Source organism: Planktothrix sp. PCC 11201 (assembly GCF_900009135.1).
Classification (GTDB): Bacteria; Cyanobacteriota; Cyanobacteriia; order Cyanobacteriales; family Microcoleaceae; genus Planktothrix.
The window spans coordinates 159,525-185,032 of the sequence record NZ_LT797704.1; the positions used below are offsets into that span (position 1 = coordinate 159,525).

At 38.7% G+C, this 25,508-nt stretch carries 21 protein-coding genes and 1 pseudogene; 9 read left to right on the top strand and 13 right to left on the bottom strand.

Features of this window, described 5'->3' with window-relative positions; all coding sequences use genetic code 11:
• The first annotated feature begins 153 nt into the window (after positions 1 to 153).
• Complete coding sequence (locus tag PL11201_RS15985) at positions 154 to 1,338, top strand: 1-deoxy-D-xylulose-5-phosphate reductoisomerase (protein ID WP_079679916.1); 1,185 nt, start codon at positions 154 to 156, stop codon at positions 1,336 to 1,338.
• Positions 1,339 to 1,825: 487 nt separating this feature from the next.
• On the opposite strand, the gene PL11201_RS15990 is transcribed toward PL11201_RS15985, so the two are convergent.
• A complete protein-coding gene (locus PL11201_RS15990; protein ID WP_079679917.1) occupies positions 1,826 to 2,584 on the bottom strand; it encodes a Crp/Fnr family transcriptional regulator in 759 nt (252 codons plus the stop codon).
• A 261-nt stretch (positions 2,585 to 2,845) separates the two neighbouring features.
• Between PL11201_RS15990 and PL11201_RS15995 the strand changes: the two genes are divergently transcribed.
• A complete protein-coding gene (locus tag PL11201_RS15995; protein WP_079679918.1) occupies positions 2,846 to 3,661 on the top strand; it encodes a DALR anticodon-binding domain-containing protein in 816 nt (271 codons plus the stop codon).
• Positions 3,662 to 3,679: 18 nt separating this feature from the next.
• Here the strand turns inward: PL11201_RS15995 and PL11201_RS16000 are convergent, their stop codons facing one another.
• From PL11201_RS16000 to cobA, 6 genes and pseudogenes are all read right to left on the bottom strand, one after another.
• Complete coding sequence (locus tag PL11201_RS16000) at positions 3,680 to 4,078, bottom strand: hypothetical protein (protein WP_079679919.1); 399 nt, start codon at positions 4,076 to 4,078, stop codon at positions 3,680 to 3,682.
• A gap of 173 nt (positions 4,079 to 4,251) precedes the next feature.
• Positions 4,252 to 4,434 carry a hypothetical protein gene (locus PL11201_RS16005; protein WP_079679920.1) on the bottom strand — a complete coding sequence of 61 codons (183 nt, stop codon included), beginning with the start codon at positions 4,432 to 4,434 and terminating at the stop codon, positions 4,252 to 4,254.
• Positions 4,435 to 4,628: 194 nt separating this feature from the next.
• Positions 4,629 to 5,816 (bottom strand): tetratricopeptide repeat-containing S1 family peptidase, encoded by a 1,188-nt coding sequence (locus PL11201_RS16010; RefSeq protein ID WP_079679921.1) that lies wholly within the window; start codon positions 5,814 to 5,816, stop codon positions 4,629 to 4,631.
• A 237-nt stretch (positions 5,817 to 6,053) separates the two neighbouring features.
• A pseudogene (locus PL11201_RS26830) lies at positions 6,054 to 6,233 on the bottom strand (type II toxin-antitoxin system VapC family toxin); the annotation flags it as partial.
• Between the two features lie 14 nt (positions 6,234 to 6,247).
• Complete coding sequence (locus tag PL11201_RS26835) at positions 6,248 to 6,466, bottom strand: type II toxin-antitoxin system Phd/YefM family antitoxin (protein ID WP_079679922.1); 219 nt, start codon at positions 6,464 to 6,466, stop codon at positions 6,248 to 6,250.
• A 102-nt stretch (positions 6,467 to 6,568) separates the two neighbouring features.
• On the bottom strand, positions 6,569 to 8,167 hold the full coding sequence (gene cobA, locus PL11201_RS16025) for a uroporphyrinogen-III C-methyltransferase (RefSeq protein WP_079679923.1): 1,599 nt from the start codon (positions 8,165 to 8,167) through the stop codon (positions 6,569 to 6,571).
• Positions 8,168 to 8,412: 245 nt separating this feature from the next.
• On the opposite strand from cobA, the gene PL11201_RS16030 reads away from it, so the two are divergent.
• Positions 8,413 to 9,189, top strand: a complete 777-nt coding sequence (locus PL11201_RS16030; RefSeq protein ID WP_079679924.1) for a hypothetical protein — start codon at positions 8,413 to 8,415, stop codon at positions 9,187 to 9,189.
• Between the two features lie 60 nt (positions 9,190 to 9,249).
• On the opposite strand, the gene PL11201_RS16035 is transcribed toward PL11201_RS16030, so the two are convergent.
• On the bottom strand, positions 9,250 to 10,602 hold the full coding sequence (locus PL11201_RS16035) for a hormogonium tapered terminus morphoprotein TftA (protein ID WP_079679925.1): 1,353 nt from the start codon (positions 10,600 to 10,602) through the stop codon (positions 9,250 to 9,252).
• A gap of 57 nt (positions 10,603 to 10,659) precedes the next feature.
• Between PL11201_RS16035 and PL11201_RS16040 the strand changes: the two genes are divergently transcribed.
• Positions 10,660 to 11,028 carry a VOC family protein gene (locus PL11201_RS16040; protein ID WP_079679966.1) on the top strand — a complete coding sequence of 123 codons (369 nt, stop codon included), beginning with the start codon at positions 10,660 to 10,662 and terminating at the stop codon, positions 11,026 to 11,028.
• Positions 11,029 to 11,037: 9 nt separating this feature from the next.
• Here the strand turns inward: PL11201_RS16040 and PL11201_RS16045 are convergent, their stop codons facing one another.
• Positions 11,038 to 11,331: a hypothetical protein gene (locus PL11201_RS16045; protein WP_369821844.1), complete on the bottom strand. Its 294-nt coding sequence runs from the start codon at positions 11,329 to 11,331 to the stop codon at positions 11,038 to 11,040.
• Between the two features lie 9 nt (positions 11,332 to 11,340).
• Positions 11,341 to 12,081, bottom strand: a complete 741-nt coding sequence (locus tag PL11201_RS16050; RefSeq protein WP_339394365.1) for a phosphoribosyltransferase — start codon at positions 12,079 to 12,081, stop codon at positions 11,341 to 11,343.
• Positions 12,082 to 12,150: 69 nt separating this feature from the next.
• On the opposite strand from PL11201_RS16050, the gene PL11201_RS16055 reads away from it, so the two are divergent.
• From PL11201_RS16055 to PL11201_RS16075, 5 genes are all read left to right on the top strand, one after another.
• Complete coding sequence (locus tag PL11201_RS16055) at positions 12,151 to 12,852, top strand: uracil-DNA glycosylase (RefSeq protein WP_079679927.1); 702 nt, start codon at positions 12,151 to 12,153, stop codon at positions 12,850 to 12,852.
• A 64-nt stretch (positions 12,853 to 12,916) separates the two neighbouring features.
• A complete protein-coding gene (locus PL11201_RS16060; RefSeq protein WP_079679928.1) occupies positions 12,917 to 14,104 on the top strand; it encodes an ABC transporter permease in 1,188 nt (395 codons plus the stop codon).
• 23 nt (positions 14,105 to 14,127) lie between these two features.
• Positions 14,128 to 15,312, top strand: coding sequence for an ABC transporter permease (locus tag PL11201_RS16065; protein WP_079679929.1), 1,185 nt, complete (start codon positions 14,128 to 14,130; stop codon positions 15,310 to 15,312).
• A gap of 42 nt (positions 15,313 to 15,354) precedes the next feature.
• Entirely contained in the window at positions 15,355 to 17,325 is a 1,971-nt protein-coding gene (locus tag PL11201_RS16070; RefSeq protein WP_079679930.1) for a TolC family protein, read from the top strand.
• Positions 17,318 to 18,268 carry an RluA family pseudouridine synthase gene (locus PL11201_RS16075; RefSeq protein ID WP_079679931.1) on the top strand — a complete coding sequence of 317 codons (951 nt, stop codon included), beginning with the start codon at positions 17,318 to 17,320 and terminating at the stop codon, positions 18,266 to 18,268. Before PL11201_RS16070 ends, PL11201_RS16075 begins: the two co-directional genes overlap by 8 nt.
• 68 nt (positions 18,269 to 18,336) lie before the next feature.
• Here the strand turns inward: PL11201_RS16075 and PL11201_RS16080 are convergent, their stop codons facing one another.
• The 3 genes from PL11201_RS16080 to PL11201_RS16090 form a co-directional block, all read right to left on the bottom strand.
• Positions 18,337 to 19,428, bottom strand: coding sequence for a hybrid sensor histidine kinase/response regulator (locus PL11201_RS16080; protein ID WP_079679932.1), 1,092 nt, complete (start codon positions 19,426 to 19,428; stop codon positions 18,337 to 18,339).
• A gap of 122 nt (positions 19,429 to 19,550) precedes the next feature.
• Complete coding sequence (locus PL11201_RS26840; protein WP_079679933.1) at positions 19,551 to 24,353, bottom strand: PAS domain S-box protein; 4,803 nt, start codon at positions 24,351 to 24,353, stop codon at positions 19,551 to 19,553.
• Positions 24,354 to 24,406: 53 nt separating this feature from the next.
• Positions 24,407 to 25,501, bottom strand: coding sequence for a hybrid sensor histidine kinase/response regulator (locus PL11201_RS16090; protein WP_079679934.1), 1,095 nt, complete (start codon positions 25,499 to 25,501; stop codon positions 24,407 to 24,409).
• Between the last annotated feature and the right edge of the window lie 7 nt (positions 25,502 to 25,508).

Here is a 25,508-nt window from a genome sequence, read left to right on the forward strand (position 1 = left end):
CTACCTGAGTGTGAATCTTATGAACAGTCGAATCTTTGATTGCACCCGAATCTTTTAACTCATAGATGACATTCCCAAACCGATTTGAGCAGGAATTGGGCAATGGGGATCAACCATCGTACTATGGTTATATCAAATAGTTCTTAAGAAAAGATGAAAGCAATTACACTTCTGGGTTCTACAGGTTCCATCGGGACTCAAACCTTGGACATTGTAGCAGAATATCCCGAACAGTTTCGGATTGTGGGGTTAACCGCCGGACGGAATATTACCCTGTTAGCCCAACAAATTCGCGCCTTTAACCCCAGTATTGTTGCTATTTCTAATCCCGACCAGTTACCCGAATTGAAAGCCCTGATTGCCGACATTGACCCCCAACCAATTTTAATCGCGGGAGAGCAAGGAATTATCGAAGTTGCACGCTATGGGGACTCAGAAGTTGTTGTTACCGGAATCGTCGGTTGTGCGGGATTATTACCCACCATTGCTGCGATTGAAGCCGGAAAAGATATCGCTCTGGCTAATAAAGAAACCTTAATTGCTGGGGGGCCGGTTGTCAACCCTTTAATTGAAAAACATGGAGTTAAATTATTACCTGCGGACTCGGAACATTCAGCTATTTTTCAATGTTTACAAGGAGTTCCCCAAGCGGGATTAAGACGAATTATTCTAACAGCTTCTGGGGGTGCTTTTAGAGATTGGCCTGTCGAAAAATTAAAAGAAGTCAAAGTAGCCGATGCCATTACCCATCCTAACTGGTCAATGGGCAAAAAAATCACCGTTGATTCAGCCACAATGATGAACAAAGGTTTAGAAGTAATTGAAGCGCATTTCTTGTTTGGATTAGATTATGATGATATAGAAATTGTGATTCATCCCCAGAGTATTATTCATTCTTTAATTGAATTACAAGATACGTCTGTTTTAGCGCAATTAGGTTGGCCGGATATGCGTTTACCGATTTTATATGCCATGTCTTGGCCAGAACGAATTTATACGAGTTGGGAACGTTTGGATCTGGTTAAAGCCGGAAGTTTAACGTTTAAAGCACCGGATGATCAAAAATATCCTTGTATGTCTTTAGCCTATGCAGCAGGACGGGCAGGAGGTTCAATGCCTGCGGTTTTAAATGCGGCAAATGAACAAGCTGTTGCTTTATTTTTAGAAGAAAAAATTGAGTTTTTAGATATTCCCAAGGTTATAGAATCAACTTGCGATCGCCATCAAATTGATAATCGTCAAGATCCTACATTAGAAAATATTATAGAAGCAGATCGTTGGTCAAGACAAGAAGTAATTGCAGCCTCTGAAAAACTCAGCCAAAAAGTTGCAGTTTAAGTTTTAATAAAAGGGTTAACCCAATAAAATTTGAATCGCTTTTATCAATTTCCTAAGATCACAAAAACTGTAGGGTCGAGGCACGCCTTGCCCCTACAAATGATCTGGGTATTTTTTGAGATTTTACTCATTTTTATGTTCCAAATATTATGAATAATAAACTCATTAGTGCGCTCTTGCAAATTATTGAAACATTAACTCCAGAAGAATATCTGATTTTATCCCTCTTCTGTCACTCTCCGAATTAAGCAAGTAGTAAATCAACTAAATTATCCAGAAGAATAAAAGGGTTTAAATCCATTCATGGCACTAATGAGACGATTGAATCCCAGCAATAAATCGGAATTGGGAAAAATATCTAGCCAGGGATAAATTAACCAAAATAGCAACAGTGGTTGGACAATGTCGCTAAATAGAGGGATAACAGTTAACTCCTAACAGTTAACTGTTAACTCCTAACTGTTAACTGTTAACTGATGACTGATTATTATTCTTCCTCAAAGCCTGATTCTGCTGTTAAATCTGGGGTTTGATTGTCGGTTTCCGGGTCAATGGGGATACAAATGAAGTTATCATCCTGAGTATAAATCAGGTTTTGTTGACGGAGTTTTCCCATCAGCCGGGTTACCGTAACCCGTGTAGTCCCGATCGCACTACCAATTTGAGAGTGAGTTAATGACCAAGGGAGACGGTAACCCTTAAACCCATCTTCTCCATCGCCACTGGTATAATATTCGCCGTATTCTTCAATCAGTAAGGTTAAAAATCCCAGAAGTCGGTCAATGGTACGTCGTTGACCCAATGTACTTAACCACAGTAATTTCCGTTGATGCTGGTAACGAAAGGCATCAAGGACTTCCCGACGAAAATGGGGCCAGTTATCCAAGTCATGCCAATACATCCATAAAACCGTTGTATCATCGGCGTGACTATAGGCTTGCAAGCTAAAAGGCGACTGGGCAATCAATTCAAAGGGTTGACCCGCACCCACAAAACCCAAAAAGGCTTCGTCTAAATTGCGATTACGCGGTCTGGATTTGGGTCTGCTCTCGGCATATTGGAGTTCAGCGCTACCCACTAACCGGACAGCCCCTCGTTGCACTAAATACAGTAACCCAGGACGGGCTGGAATCCGTTCATCTTTAGTGAAACTACGACAACGGTAATGTTCCTGAGCCCAGTCGGTAATCCGTTGCCAGGTTAAAAACGGTCGGTTAGAATCGGTTGGAATCGGGGAAGACTGCATCATTAGATCGGGTAATTAGAAATTTTCAATCAAAATCAAAGGCGAGAGGGCGGTTAAGACACCTAGGGGTTAAACGGTGTATTTGGTGCTTGAGGTAAACGGGTTTAAGATATTTTAACCAATGTAGCAAAAAACACATCCCTTTGGGAATCAATAATCAATTCTTTTCAAAAATAAATTTCAAAAAATTGGGATCGTGCTTTGACCGGGTGTGCTGGTAATATCAGATTTGAGCAACTTGCCAAGGTCGTTTGATCACTCATGCTAACTCTAGCAGGTAGGTTAAGGGTACAACTGAGACGAACTTTAGATTCTTTAGGAATTGATACGGCGGACTCTCAGGAAATTCTCGTAAATTGGATTAAAAATAATACCAGGGTAATCTATGGATCGGCGATCGCCCTGAAATTAGCCTCCCGTTTGCATCAATCCCCTTTGGATCTGGCCACGTCCATCGGTCTGAAGTTCCAAACCCTCAACTTGGGTAAATTACCGGATGTCACGATTCGGGTATTACCCTCGGGACTATTGCAGTTTGAGTTCACCGATCTCGGAATTGCCGCTTGGTTAGAACAAATGATCCGCCATCCCTGGACACCCACTCCGATTCAGGAGCGGCAAATTCTGCCCGATCTATTTGGGATTCAATATAGTCATGCTCGCTGTTGTTCCTTATTGCGTTTAGGCGATCGCGATCAGTTAATTACCCTAGAATCATCTAATTTAATTGCTACATTACCCTTGAAAATTAATCCCAATTCTCCGCCGATTCCCTGGTTAAATCCCCAAGGAAAACTACACTTTACCCAAAGTTATGAATATCAATTATTGACCCAATCGGTGAATCTGGTCGATCTTCTATTCTGTTCAGCTATTCCTCAAAATTGGCAAAAAATTGCTGAACAATTTAGCCAACATTTTCAACAATTTTATCGTTATTGTCAAATTTGGGGAGAAGTCAAACAAAGCCAACCTGAGTTAGCTCAAGCCAGACTAGGTTTGGTTTTGATTACCCAAGTTCTCCTCAAAATTTTATTAGAAGAAAAACTAGGAATAATGCCTCCCCTAGACCTGTAGTCAGCCCTTTAGGGCTAACTAATCCACTAAAAAATCCGTCAGAACTTCATCCGGCTCATCCTGATCATTGTCATCGGTTAACAGTTGGGAAAAAGTAGAACTAGGGGAAAGCGAAAGTTCCGGGATAACTATTTTTTCCAGAGCGACTATTTTGGCTTCTAACTTGGCAACTTTATTTAATAATGGTTTTAAAGATTCAACTTTTCCCTGTAAATCTAATAATTCTTTTTGGAGATTAAAATATTCCAAATCGACGGACTGACTACTCAAAAAAACTCGGGTTTTATCTAAATACTGACCAATGGCTTCTTGAACTAATTCTTCTAAGGAATGTCCGGTTTCCAGGGATAATTGATGGAGTTGTTCGGCCCATTCTGAAGAAACAGTTGTTTCTATTTTTGTATTATTTAAGCTCATGAATATTCAGGATTTTAACAAAGAACGGTCGGTCAAGTTTGGAGAAATTTAGGGGAATTTACTCTAGGATAAAAACACCCATTTAAGGTGAATAGGGACGAGGTAATGGTCAATAGGAAAGTATTTTATTGCCTATTGCCCATTCCCCATTCCCCATAGAAAATAATTGACCGTTAATTATGATCGGAATTCGGAAAAGTCCGCTTAAATTCTTCGATTAATTCGTCAATTTCTTCTAAGGCTTGATTAACGTCTATTCTAAGAGTTCCTAAATTGGGTTTTTCCAATAGCTTAACGAGGGATTCTCGTTTACCTTCAATTAAAGCAACTCTTTCTCTAATAGTATTGGCATCCATGTTTTTTTCCTCTCTCAGTAAATCAGTTATTAATTTAACATCCCACCGTCAACTATTCCAATATTAGATAACAGAGGATTTAAGTTAGAAAAACCCTGGGTCGGGAAGGAGAACTCCTCCTACTCTGGGTTATAAATTTATTATACCCTATGGAGATGATCAAATTGAATATAGAACCCCAAAAATAAAGTAGCCTATTCAAGTTCTTTGAGACGATCTAACACCTCTTGATAGGCAGCTTTTCGACCTAATTTATCATAAAGTTCAGCTGCTTTTTGAAAATCCGATCTCGCGTTAATTTTATTCTTCAATTTCAGATAAGCCAAAGCTCGATTATAATAGGCATCCGCAAAACCAGGATTTAAACGAATGGCTTCGGTATAATCCTCAATTGGATTAAGGCCACGAGTGGGTTCACCAATATTAGTGGCTAAAAGAGTCCGGGCAATTCCCCGATTAAAATAGGCTTCAGGAGTGTTAGGATTTAATTCAATCGCATGATTGAAAGCATAAATCGCATCCCAGGTTTCACCTTGATCTAATAAAGTTAAACCTTGAAAATAAAACGCCTGATAGGTTCGGGGAAAATCCAAGGAAACTGGGTTAGCTTCCGGTAGTTTTTCATCAATGACTAAATCCGATGATTTTAAGCCTGTTTCTAATAGTTTTGCGATAAATAAATTAATGGGAATAGCCGCATTGAATCCCGTTTTAATCGGAGCTACATCACCAGAACTGGTTTGGGCAAAGCCAAATTCCCCCTGGCCATGTAACCCCACTACCCGGCCTTCAGAATCGAAAACCGGCCCCCCACTCATGCCACTCCAAGTCACCGCTTGATAGCGTAAATTATAGCCTTCTGGACGACTTTTCGGGCGACTGGTAACTAATCCCGGGGATAATTCCGGTTCCCTTTCCACTCCAGTTAATCCCCCGGTTGCCGGATATCCATAAACATAAATCTGAGCACCAATAACCGCCTGTTCAGAATTACCTAATGTGGCAATTGGGTAGTTTTGAGAACTTTCAAATTGAATAATAGCTAAATCCGGTTCTTTATCATCATTTTGTAGCCGAACAATTTTTATCTGCGGATGACTATTTCCATCGGAGGTTCGCACACTATATTTAACATTTGGATCTTCTACAACATGATTCACCGTCAAAACCGTATAAACCCTGTTATTTTTAGCAATAATGACCCCAGACCCATCCCCTAACGGACTATTAATTTGTACGGTAATGGGTTCGGCGATTTCTGCCACCTGTTGCGCCGTTTTTGCCAGGACAATTGCAGATTGACTCACCACCAGGGTGACAACCGTTGCTGTGCCCGTTAGCAGATAAAGAAGGGAATCAGATGAAAACGACCCTAAACCCATAATTTAACTCCTAGATATAAATTCCCTTGATTTGCCATTACCCGTTACCCGTTAAAAACTGGGACAAAATTCATCAGAGGACAATTTGATCAATAGACGCAAATTCACTGGATTTTGTTCATCATTTTTTTGACTTCTATCTTAAGTTAATCCCAATTAGACGAGCTTGCAAGTCGGGAAAAGATTACCTCAAAGGAGAATCACCCACTTGCTCAAAATTCCTAAATCAAAAAATACTTACCAAATTGTTTTGACAAATGGATAATTAAGAATCTTAGCATCGCAGGTGACAAGGGAAATTTCATAGCGTCGTGCGATCGCTACTAAAATTCTATCGGCTGGATCTTTGTGAAAAACCTCTGGTAGTTGTGTACTCGCTATGGCATCTATGGGTGATAAAGGTTCGATCACAACCCCCGAATGAGTTTGTGCTAACTGATCTCAGGCATAGGTTCATCAAAATCACTGGCAATAGTAATTGGTTTTCCCCTAAGTGGATAATGTTTTGTTATCGGTGTAGTTTGACAGGGGACAATTCTAACAATGGGTAAACCATCGCGAGTAATTACAACTTCAGATTGGTTTGTCGTCACCTCGTCAACAATCGTATTTAGGGAGAGATCAATTTCCTGTATATTGAGATATTTCATATCAGTAGCTATTCTCTAATAGATCTATCATTCTCCAAACTTCTGAAAACTATTTTATCCTAATTTGTCTCAAAAGTGGAATTACTCAACAGGAATTAACGACTAATCAGTCAATTTTAATTGAAATAGGGACAAGTGATTAATAATTGCTTGAGTTAATCCTTCTAGGGTATATTCTCGCGCTTCGATGTCTACCCGTCCCAACAGATTCATGCAGCTTTTAGAGGTTTGGGGGCCAATCGAAGCAATACAAATTGTATCTAAATAATCCGGGGTTAAAGCTTGTTCCGGTAGGGCTTGAATCAGTTGACAGAAATTCTTAACGGTTTTGGAACTGGCAAAAGTAATCACATCAATTTTTTGAGTTTGTAATGCCTCTAAAACTTCAGGCGAAATCCTCTCAGGACAACCGGATTCATAGGCAGCAACTTCTGTAATAATTGCTCCTTTTGCCGTTAATTCCTGTACTAAAATTTCCCGTCCTCCGGTTTCAACTCGGGGGAATAAAATTCTTTTTCCTGCTAGGGAATCGGGGAAATATTCAACTAGGGAATCCGCAATAAAATCCGGCGGAATAAAATCAGGTTTTAAATAACGTTCTTGTAAACTAGCGGCGGTTTTTTTACCGACTACGGCGATTTTGGTTTGACCTAAACTGCGGGTATCTTTCCCCAAGGCAATTAAGCGGTTAAAAAAGTATTCTACTCCATTAGAAGATGTCAAAATTAACCAATCAAAACTATTTTCTAATTGTTCAATCGCTTGATCTAAACTCTCCCAACTCGACGGAGGGGTAATCACTAAAGCGGGCATTTCAATAACAATTGCTCCTTGAGCTTTTAATAAGTCACTTTGGAGACTGGATTGTTCGACGGAACGAGTTAATAATATAGTTTTACCAAATAGGGGTTGGTTCATAGTAGCCGAATTTAAAATAGAATTTTGAGGCAGTTTTTCCCGTTGCCAAGGGTATTGATCCGGGTTGATAAAATCGCGTAAACGGACGACTTCACCCACCACAATCACACAGGGAGATAGGGATTGATTGGCTGTTATTTCTACAATATCATTTAATCTGCCAACCCAAACTTTTTGTTGTGGACAACCGCCGGATTGAATAATAGCAATTGGGGTTTGAGGGAGTCGTTCATGGCGTAAGAGTTGATGAACAATTTCAGCTAAATTCCGTCCTCCCATTAGAATAACTAGGGTTTCTATCTGAGAAACAATTTGCCAATCTAAGGCTTCTAAATCATGGGCAGTTAGGACGGCAAAACAACGACTCATTACCTGGTCAGTTAGGGGAATATGGGCGAGGGTTGGAGCCGCCAAAGCCGAAGAAAGTCCGGGGATTACTTCAAATTTACATTCCGATTCAATTAAGGCTTGAATTTCCGATGTTGTTCGTCCAAAAATAAAAGGATCACCTCCTTTTAAACGAATTACTTGTTTTCCTAATTGACAATATTGAACTAATAATTGATTGATTTCAGTTTGGAGAGTGCTGGGTTTCCCACCTCGTTTTCCGACTTCTAATTTCAAACAATTTGCCGGAACTAAAGTTAAAATAGAATCATCGACTAAAGCATCATAAATTATGACTTCTGCTTGGGAAAGTAATTGTTGTGCTTGTAGGGTAAGATAGGCAATTTCCCCTAGCCCAGCCCCCATTAAATAAACTTTTCCAGTTGGGTTAATCATTGATAAATTTCATAAAAATTTGGGTTCAAATCTAATTTTATCCTAATTTCAGGGTGTGAAACTTTAAGAAGTGTCACAGGGGCGATCGCGATCTGAATATTTTTATCCATAATCGGGATTAAAAGAGAACAGGGAAATCCGACTTTTAAATAGAAAGCGCAAATAGGGTTGGGTCTTCCAAACCCTGCGGGTTGTTATCACAAATCCTATACGGATTGCCATATCATTAATTAGGATTAATCATCATGAGAGTTCAGTTTAATTATGGTTTTTTTGGTTTGGGATTAACCATCCTTTTGTTAATTTTGTTTAGTGTGTTACAATGGTTGCAAATTTCGGCGGGAACCTTTTTAGATTGGGTGATTGCCTGTGCCATTTTTTGGTGGTTATTATTAATTGTAACCGTTCCTTGGAATATTCATTTTGAAGCTAAAGAAGTTTTAGCCGAAGCCGAGGAATCGAAAAAAAAAGGGATTCCCGTTGAACCGAAACAAGTGGAATATGTCACCCAGTTAGCCCGACGTTCCCTGGGAGTGGCTTTGGGTTTACATTTGATATCTACTTTAGGACTTTATGGGTTAGCTTGGTCGGGAATTAGTCTGGTAGGTTATTTGGGTGCGGGGGCGGCTTTATTATTAACTATTTTACGGCCATCGGTGCGAGCTTACCAATATTTATCAATCCGATTATCCATGGTTCGCCGTCAAATTTCCTATCCCCGCGAGGACGTGGTAGAACTGCGAAATCGCTTTGAAACTGTAGAATTAACCTTGAAAGAATTACAAAGCCAATTGAATCTTAAATATGCGGATTCTTGGGCTTCTCAACAGGAACAAAGATGGCAAGCAACTCGTCAAGATTTCACCCGACTAACGGCGAATTTAGAATCCTTAAAATCCACTAATTTATCCGAACATGAGCGTTTAGAAAAAGAGGCTAAAAATGCGATCGCTCAATTAACCACCGATGGACAATTCCTTAATCATGTTAGAGAAATTATTCGATTTGTAAAAGAAGCCTAAAGATTGAGGGGAGAAAGGAAAATAATCAACCTTCTCCTTTTTTTGTGTCTTTGTATTTCCTTAAATTTCATACAGTCTTCTTAGCAAGGCTAAAATTTGATCGCCGTAGGTGGAATCATCTGACCATCTCCCGCTTAATTGCTGAACAAAAGGAGCAATTCCTCGGGTAACAAATTCAAAGCGAGGATCAACAATATCTTGGACTAAAGGTTCATAACTTGCATAAGCTTTTAGATGTTGAATATGGGCTCTAACTCCGATTTGAATTGTCTGGAAAGAAGCACTTTCGGCAGATCCACCCAAACTTCCTAAACCTCCAAAATTATTTTGTTCGGGTTTGAGAGTGCCGCCAAATTGTAGAAAGTTAGTTTCCAAACACATTTGAGAGAACGCAATATCATGATTCACACCTTCTATAGCCGCTTCTTCTCGATAAAATTTAGCAATTTCAGGCACGGTATTAAGCATCTGATAATCTTGAGTTTTGATAAACATAATTAGTTGAACTTCTGTGGTTAAACCATTGCCCATAATCTGATCCATTTGACTATTATAGGGACGAATATTAGAACGAAAAACCACACTTCGATTGGGATTATCCCAGCCCACAGAAATTCCAAAACTCTTGAAATCAACAGCCCGAATATAAACAATATTATTATATCTAATTCTTCTTACCCGAGCAGAAATTTGTGATAAATTCAATCCAAATTTATCGACTATATCAATGGGAATATAAGCATTTCCATTGACTAAAATTCCATTTTCCCCATAGCGACGACCATTAATATTAATCCCAATAGAACCATAAACTGGTGTACCTGGGGGAACGGTTGGAATAGGATTTGTTGAACTATTTCCTAACCAATCTGTCAGTCCATTAGCAATGCCAATCGCCATATCTTGACGTCGAGTTTGAATCAAAGCCCGATCGGTGGGATTGGTTAGAAATCCCAATTCCAGATAGAGGGAAGGAATAGCAATCCAACGGCAAAAAATTAAACTTCCTAAGCCAGTTTCGGTGTCCGGTTTTGTCCCTCGGTTGGGGAGTTGAGGCACTTGTTGAAGCAGGGATAATAATAGGGATTCGGCGTCTTGTTTTCGAGATTGATTGTTGGCAATATAAAAAGCTGTAGCCCCTCGAATTAGAGGGTTTGATGAGCCTCCCATTTGCAATTCTAAAGCCCTATCTCCAGAGCGGGAATGGGTATTAATCCAATCAATGGTTTGAGTTTGACTCAAATCATCAGGAACCGCAATCACTTGTACACCCCGAGAGCGCAATTCACCGATGACTAAATCCCGAATCCGAATCATTTCTTGGGCTTCGGTTGTCCCCCCGGCAATTGTACCTGGGTCTCTTACACCATTTTCAAATCCTCCATGACCTGCGGATAAAAAAATTCTTGTCATTAGTTTATGCTCTCAATTTTAAGTTTAATATTAAGGTTAAATATTTTAATTCCCTTTATGGTTTTACACTGTAATCAGGTATTTGTCACCCTCGGTGATCCAAAAATGGAAATTTTGGTTGAGTTTTATGCTCAATTGTTGGGAATACAACCGTTAAATTATATTCCTAATCGTTATGCAGAATTTCAGTTACCGAGTTTGAAATTAGGAATTTTTCAACCTAAAGCCACCGATATTTCTGAATTTTCTCCGACGGGTAAAACTGGGATGAGTTTGTGTTTAGAAGTCCTAGATTTAGAACAAGCGATCGCCCATTTAAAAAATCTGGGATATCCGCCCCCGGGAGAAATCATCACGGCTGCCCATGGTCGAGAAATTTATGCTTATGATCCCATGGGAAACCGTTTAATTTTATATCAAATTTAGGCGAATTATTCACCCAATTAAATCCAAGAGGGTGTAAAGGCTCAGAATTAACAATAATATTGCCAGTTTTTGGGTGAGTTGTATACTGGAGGAAGGAATCATCGCTTCCCTCACTAAAATCGAAGTAGATGATCCCGCGACATAACTCATGGACAGCACCAAATAGGGCCATTGTTGATTTCCCATCCAAATCAAGAGTAAAAAAAACCCTAATATTAACATTAGTAACTCAATAAATTGAGGGGGGTTATATTGGGTTGATAACACTAAAGTTTGCCACCAAAAATTCCAACGTCTGATCATGATTAATAATTATCTGAGCCAGGTTTGTTTTTGTAAATCGGATAAAGCTGTTTCTGTCTCTACCTGTTCAAATTGTTGATAAAACCGACTAACATTAAAAAAAGGATGGGGAGTTTCTAAGACAATAACGCGATCGCCCCATAGCTGCATAGAGGGAATTAATTCTAGCGGCGCCACGGGAACACAAATCCAAATTGCCAGGGGGTGATGAGCTTTCAATGCCTTTGCCGCCACGGCCATGGTCATTCCCGTGGCAATACCATCATCGACAATCAGGGCTAAAGCTCCATGGGGGTTAATCTCAGGACAGGCCGGAGAAAGCCGTTCCCACCCCTGCTGGGCTTTGGTCTGAGCCTGTTCCAACATCCTCTGTTGAAGCTCCAGATCCAGGGGTTTGCGTTTCGACCATAACACATGGCCATCGGAGGTGACCGCACCCAAGGCCAATTCGGGGTTATCGGGAAAGGTGATTTTTTTGGCCACAATCACACTCAAAGGAGCGTGCAACCCTTGAGCAATAGGCACAGCCACGGGTACACCCCCACGGGGTAAGGCATAGACAACAATTCTTATGTCCCGACTCGGATGTTCTAAACTCATCTGTAACAAAATTTCTTTTGCCAGTTCCTCACCCGCTTGAGTCCGATCTTTAAATATTGGTGTGAATAACATGATCTGCTTGCCCCCGACCATCGCATCATCTCTATGATGACTGTTGCCGTTGAGAGTTGCAACTTGAGAAATTCCCACGGGATGGAAAATAGTTGTAAATTGGGTATCGGTTAATCGTCAATACTCTAAATCCTACTCCCTTTAATTATGTCTGATCACGAACAATTGAGTTTATTTGATTTTAAAAATACTGAACCTGCTGCTCCGTCAACAAATTTGAATCGAGATTTAATTCCGACTGATGCCAAAATTGCGATTCCTGTAGGAACTTATCAAACCTTAGAAGAAATTGCTAACCATTGTAATCATTGTTATCGATGTGAATTAGGACAAAATCGTACCCATGCGGTCATTGGTCGAGGCAATATTCAAGCGCCAATTATGATTATTGGAGAAGCACCCGGGCAAAATGAAGATGAACAGGGTTTGCCCTTTGTCGGTCGGTCGGGACAACTATTAGAAAAAATTTTGGAATCCGTGGGTTTGAGTACAGAAAAAGAGGTTTATATTTCTAATGCCATTCGCTGTCGTCCGCCCAATAATCGCACCCCAACCCCAGCAGAAATCGAAGCCTGTAAACCGTATTTATTAGAACAAATTCGTTTAGTTAATCCTAAAATTATTTTATTAACTGGAGCAACGGCGGTTAAATCCTTGTTAGGAGATAAACGGGGTATCACTAAAATCAGGGGGCAATGGATGGAGTGGGAAGGGCGATTATGTATGCCCATTTTTCACCCGGCTTATTTATTAAGAAATCCTGCTAAGGAACCCGGATCTCCGAAATGGTTAATGTGGCAAGATATTCAGAAAGTTAATCATAAATTGAATGAATTAATCAATGGGTAATAATCGTAGTGAGGCGTTTACGCCTCTATTAGATCGTTGATTTAGCAGTTGGATAAACAACATCATGGGTCTTTCTATTCTAAGTTTAATTCGGTTAAGTTGCAGTTCCTTATTAGGTAATCCCGTTCGTTCTTTTCTATCGGGAATCGGGGTATTTATGGGGGTAGCGGCGGTGAGTGCAACCTTGCAGGTTAAAAATATTAGCACGGCGGTGATTAAGCAACAATTAGATGAACGAGATGCACCACAAATCGAAATATATACACCCTGGAGCCCGATTACAAAAGATCAGGCAAAAGTCGGTTTAGAAGATCTGACAGTTTTGCAAAAACAGTTGAAAGGGTTAAAATCTATCAGTGCCAATAATTGGATAGGTTCCCTATCAGTTTCTTTTGAAAATCAGCAAGCTAATCCTTTTTCTTTCGCTACAACTATAGATTTTTTAAACACATTAGGACGTAAATTAATTGCTGGAAGATCTTTTAATTCCAGTGACTTTGAAACCTATCAACCCGTAGTCATTATTGATCAATTTTTAGCCGATAAACTCTTTGGAAGTATAGATCCTTTAGGAAAAACTATTTATATTAATTTTAGGCCCTATGTTGTGGTTGGAATTGTTGTGACTAAACCGCTATGGAATGGGCAAGAACCCACAGGTGTTGTTTATCTTCCCATGGCTATTTATAGTGCAGTTACAGGACAAAAAGGAATTGATAGTTTACTTTTACGTCCTTCTAAAATTGAAAATTTAGACCCGATGGGTAAACAGGCTAAAAAAATATTAGAAAAAAGGTTTATCGGCTATGAATTTGATTTTTTAAAGACGGCTGAAGACATTTTAGAACGGCAAAAAACCCTAGATTCTGTTTCTAAAGCGTTATTAGTAGTCGGTGCAATTTCTTTAATTGTGGGTGGAGTTGGAATTGCTAATATTACCATCGCCTCGGTAATAGAACGTACCCCAGAAATTGGACTGAGGCGGGCGGTGGGTGCGACCCAATTAGATATTATGTTACAGTTTATTTTAGAAGCAGCTATTTTGAGTTTTGTGGGAGGAACTATTGCGATTATTACGGTTCATGGCGCGACAGTTGTTGTGGCTAAACAATTTAAGTTGCCCTATGAATTTGAACAGAAAACGGCAGCACTGGCTCTAAGTTCCGCGATATTAGTTGGGGTAGGAGCCGGATTTTTCCCCGCTTTACGCGCCAGTCAACTTGACCCGGTAAAAGCGTTAAGAGGAGAATAAAAAACTATTAGAAACACCGCATTATGAGTCTTTCTGGTCTAAGTTTAATTAAATTAAGTTGTAGTTCCTTGTTAGGGAGTCCAGTCCGTTCTTTTCTATCAGGAATTGGGGTATTTATGGGGGTAGCTGCGGTGAGTGCAACCTTGCAAGTTAAAAATATTAGCACTGCGGTGATTGAGCAACAATTAGCTGAACGAGATGCTCCGCGAATTCTCATATTTCCAATGTGGAACCCAATCACAAAAACTTCCGCCAAACTGAGTTTAGATGACCTTACTGCTTTAAAAAAACAGTTAAAAGGGTTGAAATCCATTAGTGGTATGAGTTGGATGGATTCCTCGCAGATTGTTTTCCAGAATCAAGACGCTAGTCCTTCTGTTAGAGCTACAACTATCGATTTTTTAAATACATCAGGACGTAAATTAATTGCTGGACGTTCTTTTACCACCAATGATTTTGAAACCTATCAACCTGTCATTATTATTGACAAAGTTTTAAGGGATAAACTATTTGAGGAAATCAAGCCAATAGGAAAAACTGTTTATCTTGATTTCAGGCCTTATATTGTGATTGGAATTATTGAAAGTCAAGAAACTCAACAGGAAGAACCAAAAGGTGAAGTTTATCTTCCCATGGCAATTTATAGTGCAATTACAGGGGTAAAAAACATCAATAATTTGTGGTTACGCCCCTATAAAATTGAAGATTTAGAGCCTATGGGTAAACAATCTAAAAAAATATTAGAACAACGGTTTACCGGAGAAAAATTTTATGTTGCTAACACGGTTAGGAGAATTTTAGAACAGCAAAAAACCCTAGATTCTGTTTCTAAAGCGTTATTAGTTGTAGGTGCAATTTCTTTAATTGTAGGAGGAGTTGGTATTGCCAATATTACTATTGCTTCGGTGATAGAACGTACCCCAGAAATTGGATTAAGACGGGCGGTGGGTGCGACTCAATTAGATATTTTGTTGCAATTTATTTTAGAAGCCGCTATTTTAAGTTTTGTTGGGGGAACTATTGCTATTGTCACCGTTCATGGTGCAACAGTTGTTGTAGCTAAACAATTTAAGTTACCCTATGAATTTGAAAATAGAACGGCTATACTGGCTCTGAGTTCAGCTATATTAGTCGGGGTAGGAGCCGGATTTTTCCCTGCTTTACGCGCCAGTCAACTTGACCCCGTAAAAGCCTTAAAAGGAGAATAGGTAAGAATTAACAATTGAACACAAAATCAGGGATTAAGGGTTATGGAAGAACAGCATAATTTCGAGTTTGAGTCAGCAGTTAACTCGGAAAATTTAACTGAATCTGAATCGTTCAATTTTTTGCCTTTAGGAATTATTATAACTTTAATCTCCGGTGTAGGTGGGATAATTTTTATGGCCCTTCCCTCTCAACCGATTAATAATTCATCCTCTACAAAGTTAGAATTATTCTCTCCTCTAATTCCTTTGGTGCAACCTCCAACTAATTTTAATCCTGTTCCTCCCCCTGCTCCGATTAATTTTACCACAGGAAATTTAATGGCTCCACCTTCTATCAAATCTAACGATATTTTTGGAATTTTAGAAAATATCAACCCGAATAATAATTCAGTTATTGAATCAAAGAATTTGGAACAAAATATATATTTAACTCCTGATCCTGAATCTTTCAATATAGATAATTATTCGTTTAAAGTTGAGCCAGAGGAACCAAATCCTAGGGAAATGATAGAAAATAGTATGACCTCTCTAAATTTAACCGCTAATCGTCCCCAATATCAGAGGATAACTCAACAACCTCCAGAGGTTCAACCTTCCCCCCTGGTTCCGGTTGTTACTGAAACTGATGGCGTTGAATTGACCTTAAATGATGTGATTATTTTGGGTTTAGAAAATAACCGGACGATTAAAAATCAATATTTAGAACGCATTGTCCAACGTCAGGATTTAATCGTGGCTGAGGATAAATTTAATCCGAATTTTACTCCGAGTTTATCAATTAACTGGAGTGATATTAGTCAAAGAAATTCAACCGTGATGAGCAATGGTTTAAGGTTGTCAGCAGGATTAGTAATTAAAATTCCCACGGGGGGAGAGTTGAATATGGGTTGGGTTGGACAGCGACAACAACAAAATTATCAAGGTTCAGGAGGTTCGGATCGAGATGTTTTAAGACAAAATTTAGAATTAACTTTTAAACAACCTTTATTAAGGGGAGCTGGTCAAAGGGTTAACCGTGCTGATATTGAAATTGCCCGCATAACAGAAACCATTAATTTACTGGATTTAAAATTTACTTTGATTAATAAAATCACCGAAATAATTATATCCTATCGTAGTGTATTACAAGCTCAAGAACAAGTTAAAATTGCTTTGCAATCTTTAATAAATGCTAAAAAAGAAGTCGAAAATACTCAGGTTTTTATTGATGCTGGACGCAAACCCAGAGCCGATTTAATTACGGTAGAATCTCAGGTTGCTGATCGAGAAATAGCTTTATTAAGTTCTCGAAATAATTTAAAGCAACGACGACTGGATTTATTGGAATTATTAGATATTGATGAAGATGTTAATATCATGGCATCTGCAAACTTGGAAATTCAGCCCCCAACCTTAGATATTGATCGGATTAGACAGTCTATTTTTGAGCATCAACCCATTTATTTAAAAGCAAAATTGAATTTGGAAAATGCAAAAACACTATCGATTGTTGCTGAAAATAACCGCCGTTGGAATATTGATTTAGAAACAGTGGTTAGACATGATCCTGCACCAAATATTATTGATAATAGAACGGAATTAAGTGCCGGATTGACTTTTAGTAAAGCTCTGGGCGATCGAAGTATAGAGCGTGATTTTCAACGAAGTCGAGTTAACGTTTTAAAAGCAGAAAACGATTTAAAAGAAACTATCCAAAACGTTAATACTGAGGTGACTAAAAATTTACAAGATATTGAATTGAACCTTAAACAAGTTGAATTATATCAACGGGCAAAAGAGTTAGCTCAACAGCAACTGTTGAACCAAGTAGAGAAAATTAAGTTGGGTGTAGAGGGGGCGACACTTTTAGATCTCGTCCGGTTTCAAACTGACTTAGATGCAGCCAAAAATAACGAATTAAATGCTAAAATAGAGTATCTGAATGCCTTGACCAATTTAGAAAAAAACTTGGGAATCACCTTAGATACCTTGGGGATTATCCTAGAACAACAACCTGAACAAAATAATGAATGATTCCGCTCTGATTGAGTTAACCGTAGACAAGGAAAATTTACCCCAGGATAAACAGCATCGACGGTTAGATGTGTGGTTATCTCAACAGATTCCTGATCTATCTCGATCGCGGATTCAAACTTTAATTGGTGCTGGATGGGTAAAAATTAATCAACAGGTTTGTACCACTAAAAAAGTATCTGTGCAAGGTGGCGATCGCTTAGAAATTATTCTCCCACCCCCGGAACCCTTAGACTTAGAAGCAGTAGATATTCCCCTGGATATTTTATATGAAGATGATTGTCTGTTAATTCTGAATAAACCTGCGGGATTAGTCGTTCATCCCTCACCAGGACATCAGAATGATACCCTCGTTAATCGTTTATTAGCCCATTGTGATCACTTATCAGGAATTGGCGGGGTACAAAGACCCGGAATTGTGCATCGTTTAGATAAGGATACCACCGGGGCAATAGTGGTGGCTAAAACGGATTTTGCCCTGCAAAGTTTACAAGCTCAAATTAAATCTAAAACCGCCCGTCGGCAATATTTAGGGGTGGTTTATGGGGTTCCTAAAACCGAATCAGGAACCATTAATCAACCCATTGGTCGCCATCCGATTGATCGCAAAAAAATGGCAATTGTTCCCATAGAAAATAGTGGTCGGGAAGCGATTACCCATTGGCAAATACAAGAACGAATTGGGAACTATACGTTAATGTTATTTACCTTAGAAACCGGGCGCACCCATCAAATTCGGGTGCATAGTGCTTTCATGGGAAATCCGATTGTGGGCGACCCTGAATATAGTCGCGGAAAAGCGATTGGTGTGAATTTACCCGGACAGGCGCTTCATGCTTGGAAACTGACCTTAAACCATCCGATTTCAGGAGAAATAATTGAAGCGATCGCCCCGATGCCCCATTCCTTAAAAACCCTTTTAGAAATTTTACGCCGTCGTTAAAACCGTAGTGAGGCGTTCACGCCTCTGTGAGAGTCCTAAAGGACTCACTACGTTAAAAAAATTAGGGTCTACAAAGGCAAAATTACGGTAAATATTGTTCCCTCTCCTGGTTCACTTTTAACTGTGATTTTACCTTGATGTAAATCAACAGATTGTTTAACAATTGATAATCCTAACCCCGTCCCTTTAATATTTCCTACGTTACTAGCGCGTTCAAATTGTTGAAATAGTTTATTTTGATAATCTTTTGGTAAACCAATTCCTTGATCAGCCACTTCACACCGGACAAATTGACCCTCTTGGTGAATTGTCAGGCTAATTTTACCCCCATCAGGAGAATATTTGATCGCATTAGATAACAAATTTAATAAAATATGACGCAGTAAATGTTTATCTAAATTTCCCCGAATAACGTCTGGAGAAGTGATTAATACCAGAGGATTTGTAGTATTAGCAATAGGTTTAATTTCTTCGATAATGGCTTGACAAAATTCAACAATTTCTAAGGGTTCAGGACTAAAGATTAGTTTCCCAGATTCCGCCTGACTTAATATTAACAAATCCTCTAAAAGATTGTTCATATTCTGCACCGAGGTTTGAATCCTATCTAAATGTTTTTGCTTTTTATCTTCCGGCCATTTATCACTATAATCTTTCAACATTCCGGCGGACATTTGAATCGCTGTTAATGGGGTTTTTAAATCATGGGAAGCAATGGAGAAAAACCGCGATTTATCATCGTTAACCGATTGGGCTTCTTCCAAAGAATGCTGCATTTGTAAGGAGGCTTGATGCTTTTTTAAGGCAATTTTAATCGCGGCATGAACTTCTCGCTCCTTAAACGGTTTCAGAATATATCCATAGGATTGCGTTTTTTCAGCCCGTTCTAAGGTTTCATCATCAGCATAAGCTGTTACATAGATCACCGGAATATTAAACTTTTCTTGAATAATTTTTGCCGTTTCAATTCCATCTAAATCCCCCTTAATTACAATATCCATTAAAATTAAATCCGGTTGGGTTTCTGTCACTTTTTGTAATGCCGATACACTAGAGGACGCAATCCCCACCACCACATATTCTAGTTTTTCTAATTTTCTTGCCAATCCTTTAGCAATAATCAATTCATCTTCGACAATTAAAATTTTAATGGCTGCCATTGTTCTCCCTCCTTTCCCTATTAACTATATTAACATTTTTTTATTTGATCCAGTTTAGCTGTATACAAATCATCTGTGGGTGACGGGGAGTAGCTATACAGGCCCTCGAAAATTGCTTCCGATTAAAACCGATGTCGATATTGAAGTTCGGAAAAACTAACGGTAAATAAGGTTCCGTTTTCTCGGTTGAGGGTGATAGTTCCTTCAAGTTGCTCGGTGAGAGTGCAAACTAATTCCATTCCCAAGGATTCAACATTTCTAAAGTCTACTCCAGCGGGAAAACCGATGCCATTATCTCGAACCGTTAGAATAATTTTATCTTCGGGGTTTTGATGTAGTCCCAGATAAACAATGCCTGAGCGACCATTGGGAAAGGCGTGTTTTAAGGTATTAGATACTAATTCATTCACAATTAAACCGCAGGGTTGAGCAGTTTCAATATTCAAACCCACGGGTTCAATATCGAGTTCAAACTCAATTCGACCAGCTTGGATATTATAAGATTCAAATAAATTATCAATTAAATCTTCTAAATAATCTCCAAAATTAATTTTTTCTAAATTAGTTGAACGATAGAGTTTTTCATGAATTAAAGCCATGGAATAGATCCGATTGCGGCTATCGTCCAAAACCTTAATTAATCCGGGTTCCTGAATATAATCCGATTGAAATTCTAAAAGATTAGAAACCACCAGCAAGTTATTTTTGACCCGGTGGTGAATTTCTTTGAGTAAAACTTCTTTTTCTCGCAATGATGTCACCAGGGTATCTTCTGCTTTTTTGCGTTCAGTAACGTCTCGATACATCCACAAATGACCTTGAGAGACTCCTTGAATGATAATCGGAACATAATCTCGTTCAAAAGTCCGTCCATCAACTAAAGAGATTTCTTCATTCGTGATCACTCGCTTTCTGCCCATGACTTCTTTATTTCTAATAATAAATTGTGCGGGATCGCTAAAGAGATTTTGATATTCAATGGAAAATGTTTTGCCATCTATACCGATCAGTTGATCGGAGGATTCTTTAATCTTAAATAAATCGCAAAAGGCTTGATTAATTAATACAATTCTCTGAAATTCATCCTTAACTAAAACCCCTAATTGTAAATTCTCAATCAATGTGCTTAACCGGGATGTAGTTGCCCATAATTGTTCTTCAATTCTTTTGCGATCGCTAATATCAATCCAATATCCAACTATTTCTAAAGGATTTCCTTGGGCATCGAGGATTAATTTGGCTTGATCATACATCCAACGATAGCTACCATCCCGGTGTTGAAAACGATATTCATAACTACAATATCCTTGCTCAAACAACGGAGATAACGGAGATAATTGATTTATAATTTTCTCAATATCCTCTGGATGAATATGACTTAACCAAAATCCAGGTTGAGTAAATTCGGAAACATCATATCCTAAAAGAGTCTTGATATTATCACTAATAAATGTGGTTTGATAGTCTCCTCCTGGTTTGGCACTATAAATAATTCCTGGGCTAGAAAATAGCAAATATTTTAATCGTTCTTGACTGACTAATAAAGATTGTTGAGCGAGAGATCTTTCTTTTAATTCTGTTTGTAATTGTTCATAAAGTTCAGATTGTTGAATCGCAATGGCGAGTTGACTGGTAATTTGTTCTAGTAGGGAAATTTCCAATTCTTCCCATTGTCGAGTTTGACTGCATTGATGGGCAATTAATAAACCCCATAACGTCCCATTTTCAACAATAGGAACCGCTAGTTTAGCTTGCACTTGAAATCGAGTTAAAAATTCAACTAAACAGGGTAAAATATGACCATTGTTAATATTAGCAATCGAGCAAATTTTGCCTTGAATATAATGGTTATGACATTCTGAGGGAAAGATTTCTTCAGAAAAAGTTTGTTCTGAAAGGGAACACCACTCAGGACTAACGGCTTCAGAAATAACACAACCTGTGTAATCATTGTAAATGCGATAAACTAATACCCGGTCGGTTTTCAAAAATTGTTTAACTTCCGTCACCATTGTTGATAAAATAGATTTTAGATCTAAAGATTCTCGAATTCGTTGGGTAATAGTGGCAATTAATCGTTCTCGAATCACTTGTTGAGCTAAACGTTCCTCGGCTAATTTATTTTCAGTAATATCATTCTGGATTCCTAAATAATGGGTGAGATTTCCCTCCTGATCATAAATGGGAGAAATATTGAGTTCATTCCAAAATAGAGATCCATCTTTTCGGTAATTTCTTAATACGACATTACAATTTTTTGTCTGTTTTAATGAATTTTTAATTTGTTGTAACTCGGGCTGATTATGATCCTTACCTTGAAGAAAACGGCTATTTTTCCCCAGGGCTTCTGCGGCAGAATATCCAGTCACTTTTTCAAAAGCCGGGTTGACAAAAACAATGGGATTATCCGGTTGTCGAGCATCAGTAATCACAATCCCATTACTACTATAGGCGATCGCTCGTTCACTCAGCCGCAATTGTTCTTCTACCTTTTTCCGTTCTGTAATATCCGTTGCGGTTCCTAGAATTTGTTTAGGTTTACCGTCGGAAGTCCGAGCAAAAATTGTATCTCGACTGACCAACCAATGCCAATTTCCCTGAGTATCTTTGATGCGGTATTCAAACTCTAAAATTTCATCGTCATTGGCGGTGGCAATTTTCTGATAATGTTTTGCTAACCTTATATAATCCTCTGGATGAATCACTTCAGAGAGGAAATTTGAACCTTTTTCTAAAGTTTGTTCTGGCGTATATCCTAAAATTTTAATAATTTCTTGATTCACATAAATATTGCGAGTTTCAATTAAATCATAAATATATAAAATATTAGGAATAGCATCAGTAATTCGTTGAATAAACCGTTGACTTTCTTGTAACTCTAATTCAGCTTTTTTGCGATCCGTAATATCTAATGCCGCGCCAGTAATTCCGATAATATTTCCTTCTAAATCCAATAAAGGATCAATGGTTAAATCATGGCATTGAAAATCTTCCTCCAAATTAGTAGTCACCTCTTTTCGCAAACCAACTTTTGTGTTCAAAACCTGTTGTTTAAGTTGGGTGAGTTGAATCGCATTTTCCACAGAAAAAATATCAAAATCAAATTTACCAATAATTGCTTCTGGTTCATATCCTCCCGCCGGATTATAAATCCAAGTGTAGCGTAACTCTACATCCTGATTAAACACAACAATAGGCGAATTTTTTAGCGTAATTTTAAATCGTTCTTCACTAAACCGTAGAGCCGCTTCCGTTTGTTTTCTTTCAATTGCCGTTGCTAGAATATTCGCCACAGTTTGCAAATAATTTACATCATCTTCGCTAAACAGTTGATTTTTTTTACCATAAATGTCTAACTGTCCTAAGTGCTGATAATTTTGCCCCATAATCGGAACACAAATTCCTTGATTGAGAAAATTAAACTTGCCATAATTAAGTTCTGTTGGCTGTAAATTCTGCCTATATTTGCAGCTACCAGAAAATAAGTTAGATGTTAAATCCTCCTGATTGTCGGGGTCTGGATTTCTGTTCAAGGATGGTAAAACTAGGGGCTCGTGACTCAGAAGGATATAATTTTCCAAGGGTTCATCCCAAACTGCTAAGGTGAGAAAATTTTCCCCGGAATAATATTCTAAAACTTTGCAATACTCAACGTTTAAATTGTTAGCAATCTGAATCACTACTTCATTAATTAGGGAAACTAAATTCATTTCTGATAGGGCTTTTTGACCTAATTTGACAATAATCGCTTGTTGATTAGTCTTATTTTCTAATTGAGACTCTATTTTTTTTAACTCGACAACTTGGCGCTGGAGTTTTTCATTCATGAAAATTAGTTCTGTTGTCCGGTCAGCCACTCGAACTTCTAAATCTTGATTTAGGGTTTTTAACTCCGCTTCGGCTTGTTGACGCTCTACACCAGAGGCAATAATATTAGCAACGGCTTGTAAAAAATTAATTTCATCGGCGCTAAAGGTTCGTTGCTCCTGAGAATGAATTCCTAACACCCCAACGGGCTTTTCTTTTCCAGAAATTAAAACTGTTACCCCACTAACAATATGATGATTGGAAAAAAATGCCGAACCGTTAAAGCGGGTTTCAACCCGCAAATCCTCAGTGATAATCGGTTGTTTCATTAATAATGTATAGCCCGGTTGGGACTGGGGGCTATTGCTCAGAGTAACTCGCCCCACCGAACGAGGCCGCCAACCTAATCCCGCCGTTAACAAAAATGTGCTTTGGTTGGGGAGTAATTCCCAAATTTGAACATATTTGATCCCTAATGTTTTTCCCACCAAGGTCACAACCTTTTTGGCCAGGTGCCCTAAGTTGGTTTGTGAGAGGGCATATTGACCTAATTCGGCAATCACCTGTTGTTGTCGGGCGCGACGCTTGAGTTCCTGTTGGGCTGTTTCACGAATAGTGACATCCTGCACTAAAGATAAAAGAGAAATAACTCGCCCATTTTCATTTTTTAAAGCAGAATTGTACCATTCACAATATACTAAATTCCCCTGTTTTGTGTAGTTCCGATTGCAACAGATATTCCGGTTTTCCTCACCATTGAGCAACCGCGACGAGATCGCATTTACCTGTTCTAAATCCTCTGGATATACAAATTCCCAGTTATTCCAATGGCGATTCAGAAGTTCTTCTGCCTTCCATCCAAAGATTTTTTCGGCTTGGGGCGACCACCGTTTGACCCGAAACTGCTCATCCCACTCAATCACAGCTAAAGGAGAATTTTCGACGTGAAAGATTAACTGTTGATGGGCTTGTTCTAATTTAGCTTCTATGGTTGGTTGCGCGCTGGAGTCGAGGGGGAGTTGGAGTTCCCGCAGGCGTTGTTGTACCCGTTGTTCAATGATTTGTTCCTGTTGGTCAAGGAGGTGTTGCCTCTCTGCTTTTTTATTATTTTTTGTCATAAATCACCGGATATTATAGTTATTTTTCAAAGAAAAAAAGCCATAGTCAACCGTCAAGCAGACAAAGGTAAATAAACGGTTACAAGAGTTTGGTGATCGCTGGGACTTTCTATGATCAGTTGACCTTGATGAAGTCCTATCAGTTTTTGGACAATGGCTAATCCTAATCCCGAACCCTGTTGTTCATACAATTTGCGTTCAAACTGAACATGGGCTCCAATTTGAGCTATTTGTTGAGGGGTGATCTCTCGTCCATAGTTTTTAACTGATAAAACAAATTGATTGTCTTTAACAAATCCGTTAATTTCAATCGGTTGTCCGGGGGCGGAAAATTTCATGGCATTATCAACTAATTCTTCAACCAGTTTTTCTACTCTCATTTCTGCCATCGCGATCGCCACATCTTGTAGATTGAGAAATAAATCTGCCTCCCGTTTTTCCTCTTGAACTTGAGCCATTACTTTTTCCGTAATTACTGTTTGCGAGGATCGGGTTTTATCCTGACGTAAGCTGGCAATCTTTTTGGGATCGGTGGCAATTAGTTCTAATTCAGCATAGAGCAGAAAATTCATTGTCAACCGATACAAACGTTTACCCGATAGGGAAATTTGCTCGACAATTTCACGGATCTCATGAGTTTCCATAAAATCTAACTCATCGAGTAAAAGTTCCGTTGATGCCAAAATTCCATTTAAAGGAGTTCTTAATTCATGGGGCAAGGAATGGGTAATATTGTTGCGAAGTTCATCTAATTTTTGCTGGGAAAATTTTTGAACTGAGGCTTTTTTTTCTAGTTGAGTGGCGATCGCTTTTAGTAATTCTTTGGGGGTAAAGGGTTTAATTAAATAATCATCTGCTCCCAGTTCCATGCCCTTTCGTAAGTCTAATTTATCGGCTTTAGAAGTTAGAAAAATAAACGGAACTATCTTAGTTTCTGGTGCTTTTCTCAGGGCCTCTAATACCCCATGACCGTCCATTTCCGGCATCACCACATCACATAAAATTAAATCAGGATTAAATTTTTGGGCAACTTGTAAACCGATCTTTCCATTCTCGGCAGAAAGGGTTTCAAATTCTTCAATTTCTAACAGTTCTAAAATGCTATCCCGAATTAATTGTTCATTTTCAATTACTAAAATTCTGGTCATTTTGATT